Here is a 12,695-nt window from a genome sequence, read left to right on the forward strand (position 1 = left end):
GGGCGGCTCATCACCAGCGTGCCGGTGATGAACCCGGCCCCGGCCAGGCCGAGGGCAGCCAGGGTTCGCAGGTCGAGGCGCAGGGTCACCGTCCGACGGGGGCGGCGGGCTCCGTCTTCAGCAAGGGCCTCGGCGGGGGTGGTTTCGGTCATCGGGCTATCTCCTTCGTCGGGCCGGGGGTTCGCGGTCCCCGGCTGGCAGGACCAGCCTCGCACAAAACAGACCTGAGTCAAATAAGAAGACTCCAGTAACTTTAGGTTCGGGGCGGGCACCTAAAGCGCCCGCCCCGCACCCGAGTTGACCCCTACCGGCCCCGCAGCCCGTGAGCCGTCTGGTAGGCATACAGCCACGTCAGCGGCCCGGTCAGCCCGTCCGCCGGCCCGAGGTCGCCCACGTAGTGCCGCTGGAGCGCCGCCACCTTCTGGAGGTCCAGCTGCTCCATGTCCTCACTGGGCCCCACCCGGTAGGGCGGGCCCCAGTTGCCCGCCTGGAGCCAGCTCTGCAACTGGCGGGCGTAGGGGCTGTGCGCGCCCAGCACGAAGTGCTCGCGCCCCGGGAACGGCGGGGCCGGCACCTGGAGCTTCCGGCCGGCCTGGATCAGGTCCGGGTTGGCGATGCCGTTGAGCGCCACCAGCTGCGCCACGCCGGTCTCCAGCCGCCCGGCGATGGCGCTGAGGGTGTCGCCCGGCTGCACGGTGTAGACGCCGGCGCTGTCGCCCGACGGCTCGGGCGCAGGCGTCCCGCCACCGCCGCCGGGCCGGGGCGCGCCGCGCTGCACCCAGGCGTACAACTCGCCCCCCGGGCACGACGTCGGATAACCGTCCTTGTGGCCGCGGACCTCGCCGCCGGCGCCACCCTGCGCCCGGCAGTACTCGATGGCGTCGACCAGGCCGTCGAGCATCGCGTCGGTCGGCGAGGTGATCCCCGCGGTGCCGACCATCGCGCAGACCGCGTAGTGCCCCCCGTTCAGCGCCGGGTTGCCGTTCGCCCCGTTCCTGCGGCCGAGGCCACGCCCCTCGAACACGTACCCGTGCGGGCACACCACGAACGAGTACGCGATGTCGATCCAGTCTTCCTTCGGATCGTTGATGTGGGAGCGCTGGATGTCGCGCACGTGGCCGGCGCACCGGCCGTGGTCGCCCAGCAGGCCGCCGGGGACCTCGTCGCCCTCATAGTGGATCTTGACACCACGGGTGGAACTGATGCGGGTGTAGGAGCCGGTGGGCGCGGCCGCGCCCCACGCGGAGCGGGAGACGAGCTTCATCGGTTCGCCTCCCGCGCTCGGTCGGCCCGGTTGGTGATCGGCACGGTTTCCTCCCGGTCGGGTAGGTCAGGTGCCGGGACGCTAGGCCGGGCCGGTGGCTAACGTCGCGCCGTCAGGCGGCGGGCGTCTCGGTCAACACACCGTCCTGGTAGACGAATCGACGCTCCCGTATCCGGTCGCGCACCACGAACAGCGGGACCAGGCCTCCGCCCTCGGCGGGCGTGGCGCCGACGAGGTAGCCCGACGCGATGACCATCACCCATTCCTCGGGCTTCTCCTCGGTGAACCCGACCGGTATGGAGGTGTCCTCCGCGACGCGCCGCGCGCTGGCGCGGCGGGCGTGCGGCCGGGCGATGTGCGGGCACAGCGTGAGCGCGGCCTGCGCGCAGGCCTCGTGCATCGGGGGGTCCGAGTAGTAGCCCATCTCCGCCGACATCGGGCCGCCGAGGAATGCCGCCAGCCCCGCCAGCGGCTCGTCGCACAGCGAGCACCGGCGCCCGTGGGCCAGCCGCAGGGCGGCCGTGCCGTTGAGCGTCACGAAGTCGACAACGCCGCCGTCGTGCACGTTGACGGCGGGTATCGGCAGTCCTCGCTTCTCGTCACGCGGCCGGGCCGCCAGAGCGGGCGGCAGGTGGGACAGGTCAAGGTCGGTCATCTCGTCCTCCGGGGGCGCCCCGTTCGCGGCAGGCTGGGCAACATGGAGTCCACCAGCGCCAGTCCGGGCCTCGCAGGTGCCCGGGCCCTGCGCCGCCCCGGCAAGGCAGGAGGCGGGGGCGCCCGGCGTGGCGGACCCCTCCAGCCTCCCCACCCCGCACGGAGGCGGACAACAGCCTTACCTCACAGGGCGGATGATCCCTTCGAGGGCATCCCCGTCCGCGTTGAGCAGGTCCTGCGACACCCAGTACGGCTCGACCAGCCGCGAGTCGGCGGCGCTACGCCCCACCCGGAGCGGGAGACGAGCCGCTGTCAGCTGGAACGCTTCTCGGTCAACATGCCACGCTGGTATCCGAATCGGCGCTCTCGCAGCCGTTCGCCCACGAGATACAGCGGCATCATGCCGCCACCCGCAGCGGGGGTGATCCTCACGGTGTAGCTGGACACGGTCACCATCACCCACTCCTCGGGTCGCCCTAGGGAGGACCCGGCAGAGACGGAGGCGTTGTCCGTAACGCGGCGCCTGCTGGCCCAGTGGGCGTGTGGCCTGGTGATGCGCAGGCTCAACCTGATCGCGCCGTCAGCGCATGCCTCATGCATCGGCGGATCCGAGTAGGTTCCTTGCTGCGCTGAGACCGGATCGCCGATGAACACGGCCGGGCCCTCCATCTGCTGCAAGCACAGCGAGCACAGGCCCTCCTGGGCCAGCCTCAACGCGGCCTCACCGTCGGTGATCGCAAAGCGGGGACCGTCGGAGCGATCGCGCTGGCTAACCTCCAGATCCAGCGGGAATACGGACAGGTTGATCTCGTTAGTCATCTCGTCCTCCGTGAAGGTCCCGTTCGCAGCGGGCCCGGCCTTGGCGGACCCCTGCCACCCTCCCCACAATCCGCCAAGACGGACAACACCCTTACCTCAGCGGCCGGATGATCCCTTCGGGGGCTTCCCCGTCCGCGTTGAGAAGGTCCTGCGACACCCAGTACGGCTCAATCAGCCGCGAGTCGGAGAACTTCTTCCCCGGCCCGTACCAGACGGTCTTGAGGTGCCCGCCCCGCTGGTGGGTGTACTGCCTCCAGCCTCCTGCTGCGCCGCTGCCGCCGGTGCTCCGGGCGGCGCTGCGCCGCGCTTCCTGGGCGCGCACTCGGGCGGCCTTCAGGCGCGGGCCGAGCCGCCAACCGAGGCGCAGGAAGGTGTCCGGCTTGTTCCACCGTCGCTGCTTGCCGGGTTTGGCGGCCTTGCCTCGCGGCGTCGGCGGAGCGGCGATGTCCGCCTTCGAGGAGCACAGGTAGACGGCGACCTGTAGAGCCCTCGTCACGATCGCACGCTGAGCGTCGGTTGGTTCCTCCCGGCCGCTCTTGCGGGCAATCCTCAGCGCGAGGTCCTCGGCGGTGAACTCGTCGCCCGCCCTGGCCGGGATCGACAGGTGGCAGAACTCCAGCACCGGTGTCGTCCCGCCGGGCGGAGGGGGCAGCGGGGTGCCGTCCTCGGCGATCGGCTCGCAGATCACGGTGACGGCGATCTCATCCATCCGGTGGTCGCTGGTCAGGCACAGCAGCTTGTCCGGGGTGCGCCGCCCACTGAAGAGGATCGCCAGCAGGCGCCCCTTGCCGCCGCCTCCCACGCTGAGCTCCATCGCAGGCGGCTCGGCGAAGACCACCATCAGGTTGGGGTGGCGGGCCAGGTTGCGGAACAGCTGCCCCGGCAGCGTGCCGGTGCGGTACGTCGCCAGCTCCGACGCCATGTCGGGGTGCATCGCGGCGACGTTCTTCCCCTTCGCCCACAGCCTCCACAGCGCGGCCAGGGTGGCCATCTGCCGCACCTCGGACATGCTCAGGATCTCCTGCGACACAGTGCTGAGCAGGACGCCCCCGTTGATCGCGTAGTCCGCCACTACGCCGAGGCCGACGCTATGCAGCACGCGGTTGGCGGACGTCAGCTCGGCGACGACCTGCTCCGCCACCACGGCAGTAGCCCGGCCCAGTTCAACGTCTTTGCTCGCCATGCGGACTCTCCCCTGTCCCCCCTTCGGGCCCCTTTGGCCCGGCTGCGCCCACACTCGCCAAGGGAGGGCAACGGGAACAACAGCCTTATACGGCACAAAAGTTGGATCGAATGACCTACTCGGACATCCGGGCCGATCACGCCCGGAACCGGCCCGCTTCCCGGGGACCGGCAGACTCTCGCCTCAGCCCTCCGGGCCGTCCACCAGCTCCGCGTCGACCACTGCGGCGTCCTCCTCCAGCTCCGCCGCGAAGTCCTCCCGGATCTTGGCCAGCCGGGCCGCCAGCCGCTCGACACCGGGCCCCTGGTCCGCTGAGGCCGACGCGTGTGACGCCTTGGGTGCCGGCACGAGCTCGATCCGGGCCTGCGCCGCCCGCCCGAAGCTGTCCGGCGCCAGGCACGCGAGAAGGAACTGGGCAGCCCTCCAGTCTGGCTGGGCGAAGTCCCGCTCGACCTGCACGACCCGCTCGCCGGTCTCCGGGTCGCGTACCGTCCGGGTGCGCTCCCGCACCACATGGCCGCCGGTCGCCGCTTTCCTGACCAACAACACCAGCTGCGCCTTGCCCTCGCTGCGCGCGCGCATGAACCTCGCGCGGAACTCGCAGAACGGCTGCTCCCCGGCCCGGGCGCGCAGTCCGGCCTCCCGCCGCTGCTGCTCCTGCTCCCCGCGCTCCAGCCACCGATACACGGTGCTCGGGTGGACACCGGCCATCGGCGCCGCGTCGCTCAGCGGCACCCCCGCCCGTATGGCATCCAACAGCCGCTTCTCCACCTCCGGATCGAGGGCGGGACGGCGACCGCGGCGGCTACTCACAGGGCCGACCGTACGCGGAACCCCAGGTCAACGACGCCTCGAGAGCACCGGAAGGCGGGGACTCACCGGCGCTCCGGATTCGGTTGCGGGCGCCCGATTAGGCCACTCTTCGACCTAAAGGTGAGCCGGGAATCCAGGAGCGCCAATCCCTGGCGATTCATTTGACCGCACCCTTTCCCATGGAAATCTGGAGCCCCGACGCCAAAGCAGAAGTGTTTGATAGGCGCCGAAATCGGATTTTACACACGGCCCCGAGGGTGTGCATAAATACCCCCTCAGGGGTACGCATTCATTTGTCCTTTCGGACTAATCCATCATCGTGGGAAATCGCGCCGAGTTTGTCACATTGGCACGTTAGGGATATTCCTCAACAGGAGCTAGGGACTCCCCTCGCCCCGTATTAACGGGCCCGGTGCCCCACCGGGGAAGCGGCGCCGACATGGAGCGGAGGTACGCGCGTCGGCGATGTCAGGGGCGACAACTGGAGGTGCGCGACTTTCGATGACCTAAATCTGTAGCCCTGCCAGCTGGGGCGATTCGTGTAGCTACTTTTGGATTTGGCGAGGCGTCAGCCAAGTCCTAGGATCGATGCGCGGATGCGGGCCACCCTTTGGGGAGGGTGACCCGCGCACTCCGCTTTTCCGCAGGCGTTTAGCAGAAATGGAACGATGCCCATGATGACACAGCCCAAGGGCTCTACGCCTCCGCCCTCCATGGCGGATCGGCCGGTGACCTGGCGGGACCTCGCGGTCTGCGGCCACGGCGCCCTGACCACCGCGAGCCTGCACAACCAGGTCGGCTGGCCGACGGCCACCTCGGCACTCATCGGGCTCACTGGCCCGGTGCTGTGGTCGATGCTCCGCCGGCGGTAGCAGGCCAGCGGCCGGATGCCGACTGCGGCAGCCGCCGGCGCTGGCCGAGCGCCTACTGACGTCGGTAGGACGGCGTCGAGCCAGGGTGGGCACTCCGTAAATTTACGGGGTGCCCACCCTGGCTGTTGGGCTACTCCCAGCCGAGGTTGTAGGCGATCTCGTCGTACGCCGTGCCGGTCGCGCCGCTGAGGACGGCGGGGAGGATGACCGCCCGGACCGTGAGCCCGGAGGCCTGGTTGATGAGGTCGCCGAACTCGGGGGTGCCGATCGTGGTCTGGCGGGGGCCGTCCTCAACCTCCCAGACCGTCACCACGGGCGCGTCCGCAGGCAGGTCCGCGAGCAGGCTGTACAGGCGCGACACCGTCATGGCGTGCTCGTCGTCGGCAGCGACCTGGGGCAGGGCGACCACCGGCACGCGGCGGCCGGACTCGTCGCGCACCGCCGCCTTCACCGGCCACCCCAACCGGGTGCGGCCTGGGCCGCCCTGCCCGGGGCAGTCGGCGACGACCAGCAGGTCGTCGGGCATCACCCCCAGGAATCCACGAAGATCGCCGACCCGCAGCGCGGTGGCGGGCAGGTCAACAGGAACCCTGAGCATCATCGTTGTTGTCTCCATTGGTGTGGGCGGCCGGGATTCGCGGTCCCGGCCTGGCCCTTCCATCCTCCCGCGCGAATGGACTCTTGGGCACAACTCCCTTGCGACGTCAGGCCGGTGGCGGGACAAGCGCGAGCGCTTCGGCGCGTCGGGCCAGGTCGGCGTGGAGGGCCCCGGTCAGGTGGCTGGTGACCATCGCGGCGCCGTGCGCGCGGGCACCGCGGGCCGTCATGCAGGCGTGCTCGGAGCGGATCAGGCACGCCGCGCCCTGGATGTCGAGGTGCGCGCCGAGGGCGTTCACGACCTGCTGGCCGAGCCGTTCCTGAACCTGCGGGCGGGCCGCGAACTCCTGCACGAGGCGGGCGAGCTTGGACAGGCCGACGATGCGGGCTCCGGGAGTCGGCAGGTAGGCGACGGTGGCCCGGCCCGTGAACGGCAGCACGTGGTGCTCGCAGAGCGCGGTGAACGGCACGTCGACGGCGGCGATCAGCCCCGCCCGTTCCCCCTCCGGGGGGAAGGTGACGGCGAGGTGCCGGGCCGGGTCCAGGCGTACGCCGGCGGTCAGCTCGGCGAGGGCCTTCGCCATACGGCGCGGGGTGGCCGCGGTGGACTCGGTGTCGCACGGGATGCCGAGGGCGGCGAGCAGGCCGGCGGCGTGCTCGGCCGCGCCGTCCAGGTCGACGGTGTTGGCGGGGGTGGTCATCGGTTGCGTTCTCCAGGCCACAGCAGCACGTGCTGCCGCATCGTCAGGTTCCAGTTGCGGGCGATCACGTCGTCGGCCAGGGACCGGGCGACTTCGATGGTGCGCTCGGCGGTGGTCCCTTCGGGCATCACCCAGGTCGCGTGCGGGGGGAGGTGGAAGCGCTCGACCAGGGCGGCGATCTCCTCGAGGTCGTCGGTGTTGGCGGCGACGAACTTGAAGCGGGCGCGTCCCTGGCGGGCGAGGCCGGCGAACGTCTCCAGGGCGTCCGGGCGGATCCGCCGTTCCTCCGGCATGCCGGAGTTCGCCAGCTTGGGGCTGACGTTGAAGGCCAGCCGCGGCACGCCGAAGCTGACGGGCTGCGGGGCGAGGGTGCCGTTGGTCTCGATCTCGACGCTGCGGGTGGTGTAGCGCAGCACGGCCATCAGCGAGCGCCAGGCGTCGGTGCGTTGGTGCAGCAGCGGCTCGCCGCCGGTGATGACGATGACCGCGTGCGGGTGCTCGGCTGCCCACTCGGCGAGTTCGACGACGGGGACGCGGGCGATCTCCTCGCGCAGGTCGTACCGCTTGCTGTCCCAGGTGTACGGGGTGTCGCACCATGCGCAGCTGAGGTTGCAGCCGCCCAGGCGCAGGAACAGCGCCCGTTGACCGGCCGTCGGCCCTTCTCCCTGGATGGTGGGCCCGAAGGTCTCGGCGACGGGCAGGCCGGCGTCCGGGAGAACGAGGGCGCTCACGGGGCGGCCGTCCAGGAGGCGGCGTTGACGGCGGTCTCGGACACGCCGACGTGGGAGACGTACGCGCCGGCGGCGCGGGGCAGGGTGTGCAGGGCCTCCGCCGCGACCCGGCCGAGCAGCTCGGCGACGGCCTCCACGCTCGGCCAGCCGAGGTCCGCGGCGTGCTGCTCCTGCTCGGTGGGGTCCTTTGCGCCGAAGCGGAACAGCTTGCTGCCCTCCCCCGCAAGGACCGGGACAAGGGTGTCGGTGGCCCCGAGCATGGTGCCGTGGTCGAGGAAGGTGTCGACCCACTCCCGCAGGACGCGCTTGAACGCGCCGAACTCCACGACGGTGCCGGCCGCGAGCATCGGAGCGGCGACGGTGACCTCGACCACCCAGCTGTGCCCGTGCAAGTTCTCGCACTTCCCGGCGAGGTGCGGCAGCCGGTGCGCCGTCTCGAAGTTGTGGCGGACGGTGACGGCGTGGCTCACTGCTGCTCCCCCGCATCGCCCAGGTGCACGACCGCGCCGGCCTCGCCGTCCTCGGACACCGCGACCATCGTCACCCTCAGGCCGACGCTGCTGACGTGCTCGGCGAGGGTGCGGGCCAGGGTCTCGCACGAGGCCGGCCCGCACTCGCGGGAGCCCGGGCCCCACCAGCCGCGGATCAGATCGCCGAGGTCGTGGAACTCGGTGTCGCGGTCGTCGTGGGCGACGGCGACGGCGACCGTGATGTGGAACAGGTGGCGGTGCCGGGCCCGAAGGTAGGAGCGGTGGTCGGGTGCGGCGGGCCAGTGGTGGAATCCGGGCAGCTCAACTTTGGCCCAGACGGTGGCGGTTGGCTTCACGAGGATCGTGCCTCCGGTTCGGTGAGGGGCGGGTAGGACGGCTGGCCGAGCAGCTCGTCGCGGGTGGTGCGGGCGAGGCGCCACACAGCGGTGGTGGCGTCGACGGTCTGCGCGCACATCAGGCAGCAGGCGGTGCGGCCGCGGGTGGGGTGGGCCGGCTGGGCGAGGTCGTACGCGAAGCCACGGTCGATCACGCCGACCTTGCGCAGCAACGCGGAGTCGACCCGTACGTCCGGCCAGCGCAGCGGGCCGAGCCAGGTGGAGGAGTCGCAGGAGTCCGGCGGGACGGCCAGGCACCACTCGTTGACCGTCAGGCCGAGGACGTGCACCCACAGATTGGGGTACTGGCGGTGCCGTTCCCACAGGGTGTGCAGCAGGCGCAGCCTCACCGGCGCCGGCGCCTGGACGACGTTGCCGAAGCAGATCCGGTCGTACTGCTGCGCGAGCTCGTCGAAGTAGTCCCAGCCGTCCACCAGCGGGTGGTAGACGGGGATCGGCGCGAGGCCTTCGTCCTCGAGGCGGGCACGGGTGCGAATCTTGTTGTCCCGGCCGCCCTGGTCCAGCTCGATGTAGCCCCACAGCCGGTCGCCGTGGCGCTGCACCAGTTCGACGTACCGGGCGTACAGGTCATCGAAGCCGTCGATCTGCTCCGGGGCCAGGCGCAGGGCCTCGTCCATGGAGACGCCGTGGGCCCGCTTGTACTGGTTGGTCAACCAGAAGATCCCCGAGTCGAGCAGGACGCGGTGCCCGGCGTCCAGCAGCTCGACCAACCTCCGTTCGTGGCCGGCGGTCAGCAGGTCGTTGGTGGCGAGCAGCACGTGGTGCGGGTAGTGCTCGGAGTCGCCGGCGGCGAAGTACAGGTGCCGGTCGGCCGGGTCGAACGCGCCGCCGGTGCGCTTCACCGTGGCGAGCTGGTGGCTCGGGTTCATCGCTGCGCCCCTTCCAGCGCGGTGCCGCCAGGGGCGCCGGTCAGCTCCTGGACGCGGTGGGCGGCGTGCCTCCAGCAGGTGCCCAGCGCCGTCGCGGCGTCCGCGCACAGCCGGGCGGCGGCCTGGTAGGAGGCGCTGTCGCCGGGGGCGTAGCGGAAGCCGGCGGGCAGGTTGCCGACGCGGCGCAGCATCGAGGTCTCGATCCGCTGGTGGTTCCAGCGCAGCGGCGCCAGCCAGGACGAGGAGTCGCAGGAGTCCGGCGGGACGGCCAGGCACCACTCGTTGGCGGTCAGGCCGAGCGCGTGGATCCACAGGTGCGGGTACTGCTGGCGGCGCTCCCAGATCGTGTGCAGCAGCCGCAGCCGCACCGGGCCGGAGGCTTGCACGATGTTGCCCACGCAGATCCGGTCGTAGCGCTCGGCCAGCTCATCGAAGTAGTCCCAGCCGTCCACCAGCGGGTGGTACACCGGGATAGGCGACAGGCCGAGGTCGTGAAGGGCCGCGCGCTGCGCCCGCTTGTGCAGCAGGCCGCCCTGGTCCAGCTCGATGTAGCCCCACAGCCAGTCGCCGTACGTGCGGGCCAGGTGGATGTACCGCTCGCGCAGTTCCTCGAACCCGTCGACCTGCTCCGGGGCGAGCGCCAGGGCCTCGTCCATGGAGACGCCATGGGCCCGGCTGTGCCGGTTGGTGAGCCAGAAGATGCCGCTGTCCAGCAGCACTCGGCATCCGGCGTCCAGCAGGTCCCGCAGCCGCTGTTCCTCGGCGTCGCCCATCAGCTCGTTGACGGCCGTCAGCACGTGCGGGCCCGCGTTGAACTCCCCTCCGCCCGCGGTGAAGTAGATGGGCCTCTGCCCGGGTTCGAAGGTGCCACCGCCGGTCGGCACGACGGTCGTCACGACTCGTCCCGCAGCGTGGGCGCCTCGCCGCTGATCCGCTCCCACTTGTCCAGGAGGTGACCGGCCAGGTAGCGCTCGGGCTGCACCATCACCAGGCGCCGGCCGACGGCCCGGTCCGCGAAGGGGGCGAGCGGGGTGGGGTAGGGCAGGAAGAGGCTGTCCTCGATGAGCAGCGGGGTCCACTTGGGCCAGCCGTCGAAAACCTCGGCGACGACGAGGCGGTGGTCGCCCAGCTCCCACACCTGCCCGGTCTCGACCTGGTGCTCGGGCTCCCCGACGGTGACACCGGCCAGGGCCAGAAGGTCGCCGCGGTTAGGCTGCTCCGGCGCGGCGTCGTCGTCCGCGTCGTTCGCGTCGCCGACCGGGCCGCCAGGGGTGACCTCGGCGAGCATGGCATCGATCTGGGCGTGGTCGAAACCGGTGGCCGCGAACAGCGCCGGGTCGACCTGCTCCAGATCGGACAGCATCACGGCCAGGCCCTCGCCGTCCCAGCCTCCCTGGGTGGTCAGGTGGTTGGAGGCAATCAGGTAGGCCTCGGCGTGGGCGTCGTCGCGGGATGCCCAGCCGCGCACAACCGGGACGGTCCAGGTGCCGTCGGCGGTGACGACCACGCCCTCCGGGGCGGCCTTGCCCGCGTCACGACGGCGCGCGAGGGTCTCGTAGCGGCCGTGGCCGGACACCATCCGGTCGGTGCGTTCGTCCAGCAGGCCGGGCTCGGTGAAGTCGAACTGCTCGACGGAGCGATCCAGCCCGTCGTCGTCGTGCCTCTTGGGGTTTCGGGCGGCGGGCCGGATCTCGTCCAGCGGCATGTAGTCGATGTAGCGGGGGGCTGCCATGAGCGGGGAACCTAGGCGCCCGCCCGAGGTTAGGTCGCGTCGAGCAACTTCCGGCGCTGGGGTGGGGGTTCAGTCCCTGGCCGGGCCAGCGAGAGGCCGGAGCGGATAGCGGGAGTGGATCGGGCCGAGCAGGCTGAACGGGTCGCCGAACTCGGCGACCAGCTGTTCGTAGATCGGTGCGCCAGCGTCCCCGGCGGGCCGCGCCGGTACGAGCGGCGCGGCGGGCTGGTGAGCGGGCGGCCTCTCGGTGAACCAGGGCGAGCGAGGCGCGTGGGGCGCGGGTTCGTACGGGCTGGTCACGGTGTTCCTCTCAACGTGCCTGCGATGGGCGGACGTTAGATCAACCGACGGACAGTGGGGCCGCTGCGCCGTCCTCCTCGGCCCGGCCAGGCGCGCGCGGCAAGCGCCTGGCCGGGGAGGTTGATGCGCGCAGGGTTTGGCGTTCTTACCGGCTTCCACGCACCGGCGGAGTGCCGCGCTTGGCCGCGCGCACCCGGCGCACCTGGGTGCTGCCGTTCGTACGGGTCCGCCTGGTGGGGTAGTCGAGCTCGTGCAGTGCCGGTCGCTCGCTGGGCGGGTTGTCCCACAACGCTTCGAGCTGCCGGACGCGTCCTTGATGGTCCGGCTCTGGGTCCTTGAGCCGTCCGGGGGTGCGCACGTACTCGTACTCGCCGTAAGTGTCGGGGGCCACGCCGTCGAGCAGCGCCCTGGCGACGTTCTGCGCCTTCTCGGCGGCGGACTTCGCGGCGCGGTGCCGGTCGTACTCGCCGAGCGCCCATTCGATGTCGGACCTGTCGGTCACGAGGGTGTACGACTCCGGGGACCGGCCGACGGACTGGGCCTCGAGCATGCTCCAGCAGTGGATGCGGGCCGGGCAGTAGCGTCGGCAGATCACGTCGGTGCTCGGTCCGGATCGGTCCCGGGGCAGGGCCGCGCCGAGGTCGAGGGCGGTGGCGATCGCGGTCAACCGGCTGAGCGCCCGGCGGGCGGCCTGCTCGTCGAACGGGCGGGTGAACTCCTCGTCGCTGCCGCTTTTGCGCTCGAAGTAGATGATCCTCACCTCGGTCACCACCTCGCCAGCGAGGTGCAGGGCGAGGCCGTACAGCTGCGTCTGGTCCCACTCCGGCTCGGGTGGGCCGTCGCCGCCGACCAGCGCCCACTTCCAGTCCCCGGCGGTCTTGTAGTCGTACAGGACGCCGGTGACCGGGTCGTACTCGTCGTAGCGGCTCGGCCGGTCCAGGCCCGGCAGGGTGACGGGCTGCTCGTAGAGCCGCCACGGGTAGAGGGCGCGCCGGCGGCGGGACACCGAGTCGTGGATCAGGGTTCCGGCCCGGGCGGCGCGCCGGTCCACAGGGGCCGGGACGTAGCCGGGTGGGGGGTTCTCCCGGTACCAGATCGCGCGGCGGCAGGAGCTGGTGTCGGAGGCGCCGATTGACCACTGGCCGGGCTGCTTGGGGCGCCGGGAGCGGCGGCGGCCGCCTCGCTCGGATGCCGCGAGGTCGTCGCCGAGCCGGGCGTGGGCCGCCGCCTGGGCGCGTTCGAGGAGCACGTCGGCGGGGTCTCGGCGGTAGCGG

At 71.5% G+C, this 12,695-nt stretch carries 15 protein-coding genes; 1 reads left to right on the forward strand and 14 read right to left on the reverse strand.

The features are described from left to right. Positions 1-304 precede the first annotated feature (304 nt). The 5 genes from J0670_RS01095 to J0670_RS01115 all read right to left on the reverse strand — a co-directional run bounded on the left by J0670_RS01095 (position 305) and on the right by J0670_RS01115 (position 4,733). Positions 305-1,264: a LysM peptidoglycan-binding domain-containing protein gene (locus tag J0670_RS01095; protein WP_207808677.1), complete on the reverse strand. Its 960-nt coding sequence runs from the start codon at positions 1,262-1,264 to the stop codon at positions 305-307. Positions 1,265-1,376: 112 nt separating this feature from the next. Next, positions 1,377-1,919, reverse strand: coding sequence for a hypothetical protein (locus J0670_RS01100; RefSeq protein WP_207808679.1), 543 nt, complete (start codon positions 1,917-1,919; stop codon positions 1,377-1,379). 311 nt (positions 1,920-2,230) lie between these two features. Next, positions 2,231-2,737 carry a hypothetical protein gene (locus J0670_RS01105; RefSeq protein ID WP_207808681.1) on the reverse strand — a complete coding sequence of 169 codons (507 nt, stop codon included), beginning with the start codon at positions 2,735-2,737 and terminating at the stop codon, positions 2,231-2,233. A 91-nt stretch (positions 2,738-2,828) separates the two neighbouring features. Further along, positions 2,829-3,920 carry a hypothetical protein gene (locus J0670_RS01110; RefSeq protein WP_207808683.1) on the reverse strand — a complete coding sequence of 364 codons (1,092 nt, stop codon included), beginning with the start codon at positions 3,918-3,920 and terminating at the stop codon, positions 2,829-2,831. Positions 3,921-4,103: 183 nt separating this feature from the next. Continuing rightward, entirely contained in the window at positions 4,104-4,733 is a 630-nt protein-coding gene (locus J0670_RS01115) for a hypothetical protein (RefSeq protein ID WP_207808685.1), read from the reverse strand. A gap of 713 nt (positions 4,734-5,446) precedes the next feature. Between J0670_RS01115 and J0670_RS01120 the strand changes: the two genes are divergently transcribed. Then, positions 5,447-5,605, forward strand: a complete 159-nt coding sequence (locus J0670_RS01120; RefSeq protein WP_207808687.1) for a hypothetical protein — start codon at positions 5,447-5,449, stop codon at positions 5,603-5,605. A 130-nt stretch (positions 5,606-5,735) separates the two neighbouring features. Here J0670_RS01120 and J0670_RS01125 read toward each other — a convergent pair whose 3' ends face one another. The 9 genes from J0670_RS01125 to J0670_RS01160 all read right to left on the reverse strand — a co-directional run bounded on the left by J0670_RS01125 (position 5,736) and on the right by J0670_RS01160 (position 12,670). After that, on the reverse strand, positions 5,736-6,206 hold the full coding sequence (locus J0670_RS01125; protein ID WP_207808689.1) for a hypothetical protein: 471 nt from the start codon (positions 6,204-6,206) through the stop codon (positions 5,736-5,738). A 103-nt stretch (positions 6,207-6,309) separates the two neighbouring features. Then, positions 6,310-6,903: a GTP cyclohydrolase I gene (gene folE, locus J0670_RS01130; RefSeq protein WP_207808691.1), complete on the reverse strand. Its 594-nt coding sequence runs from the start codon at positions 6,901-6,903 to the stop codon at positions 6,310-6,312. After that, positions 6,900-7,634: a 7-carboxy-7-deazaguanine synthase QueE gene (locus J0670_RS38800; protein WP_307806331.1), complete on the reverse strand. Its 735-nt coding sequence runs from the start codon at positions 7,632-7,634 to the stop codon at positions 6,900-6,902. The genes folE and J0670_RS38800 overlap by 4 nt, the downstream gene beginning before the upstream one ends. Continuing rightward, positions 7,631-8,104 carry a 6-carboxytetrahydropterin synthase gene (locus J0670_RS38805; protein WP_307806332.1) on the reverse strand — a complete coding sequence of 158 codons (474 nt, stop codon included), beginning with the start codon at positions 8,102-8,104 and terminating at the stop codon, positions 7,631-7,633. The genes J0670_RS38800 and J0670_RS38805 overlap by 4 nt, the downstream gene beginning before the upstream one ends. Then, a complete protein-coding gene (locus J0670_RS40135) occupies positions 8,101-8,460 on the reverse strand; it encodes a hypothetical protein (RefSeq protein WP_207808695.1) in 360 nt (119 codons plus the stop codon). The genes J0670_RS38805 and J0670_RS40135 overlap by 4 nt, the downstream gene beginning before the upstream one ends. Continuing rightward, positions 8,457-9,389: a hypothetical protein gene (locus J0670_RS01145; RefSeq protein WP_207808697.1), complete on the reverse strand. Its 933-nt coding sequence runs from the start codon at positions 9,387-9,389 to the stop codon at positions 8,457-8,459. The genes J0670_RS40135 and J0670_RS01145 overlap by 4 nt, the downstream gene beginning before the upstream one ends. Beyond that, positions 9,386-10,285, reverse strand: a complete 900-nt coding sequence (locus tag J0670_RS01150; RefSeq protein WP_207808699.1) for a hypothetical protein — start codon at positions 10,283-10,285, stop codon at positions 9,386-9,388. The genes J0670_RS01145 and J0670_RS01150 overlap by 4 nt, the downstream gene beginning before the upstream one ends. Then, on the reverse strand, positions 10,282-11,121 hold the full coding sequence (locus tag J0670_RS01155) for a hypothetical protein (protein ID WP_207808701.1): 840 nt from the start codon (positions 11,119-11,121) through the stop codon (positions 10,282-10,284). The genes J0670_RS01150 and J0670_RS01155 overlap by 4 nt, the downstream gene beginning before the upstream one ends. Before the next feature lie 445 nt (positions 11,122-11,566). Further along, positions 11,567-12,670: a hypothetical protein gene (locus J0670_RS01160; RefSeq protein WP_207808703.1), complete on the reverse strand. Its 1,104-nt coding sequence runs from the start codon at positions 12,668-12,670 to the stop codon at positions 11,567-11,569. Positions 12,671-12,695 lie beyond the last annotated feature (25 nt).

The sequence above is a fragment of the Streptomyces sp. FH025 genome (assembly GCF_017427025.1).
GTDB lineage: Bacteria > Actinomycetota > Actinomycetes > Streptomycetales > Streptomycetaceae > Kitasatospora.

What these genes read in the sequence shown, in the direction of transcription:
- J0670_RS01095 (WP_207808677.1), bottom strand. Translation starts at nt 1,264, where the DNA reads ATGAAGCTCGTCTCCCGCTCCGCGTGGGGCGCGGCCGCGCCCACCGGC.
- J0670_RS01105 (WP_207808681.1), bottom strand. Translation starts at nt 2,737, where the DNA reads ATGACTAACGAGATCAACCTGTCCGTATTCCCGCTGGATCTGGAGGTT.
- J0670_RS01110 (WP_207808683.1), bottom strand. Translation starts at nt 3,920, where the DNA reads ATGGCGAGCAAAGACGTTGAACTGGGCCGGGCTACTGCCGTGGTGGCG.
- J0670_RS01100 (WP_207808679.1), bottom strand. Translation starts at nt 1,919, where the DNA reads ATGACCGACCTTGACCTGTCCCACCTGCCGCCCGCTCTGGCGGCCCGG.
- J0670_RS01145 (WP_207808697.1), bottom strand. Translation starts at nt 9,389, where the DNA reads ATGAACCCGAGCCACCAGCTCGCCACGGTGAAGCGCACCGGCGGCGCG.
- J0670_RS01125 (WP_207808689.1), bottom strand. Translation starts at nt 6,206, where the DNA reads ATGATGCTCAGGGTTCCTGTTGACCTGCCCGCCACCGCGCTGCGGGTC.
- folE (WP_207808691.1), bottom strand. Translation starts at nt 6,903, where the DNA reads ATGACCACCCCCGCCAACACCGTCGACCTGGACGGCGCGGCCGAGCAC.
- J0670_RS01155 (WP_207808701.1), bottom strand. Translation starts at nt 11,121, where the DNA reads ATGGCAGCCCCCCGCTACATCGACTACATGCCGCTGGACGAGATCCGG.
- J0670_RS01120 (WP_207808687.1), top strand. Translation starts at nt 5,447, where the DNA reads ATGGCGGATCGGCCGGTGACCTGGCGGGACCTCGCGGTCTGCGGCCAC.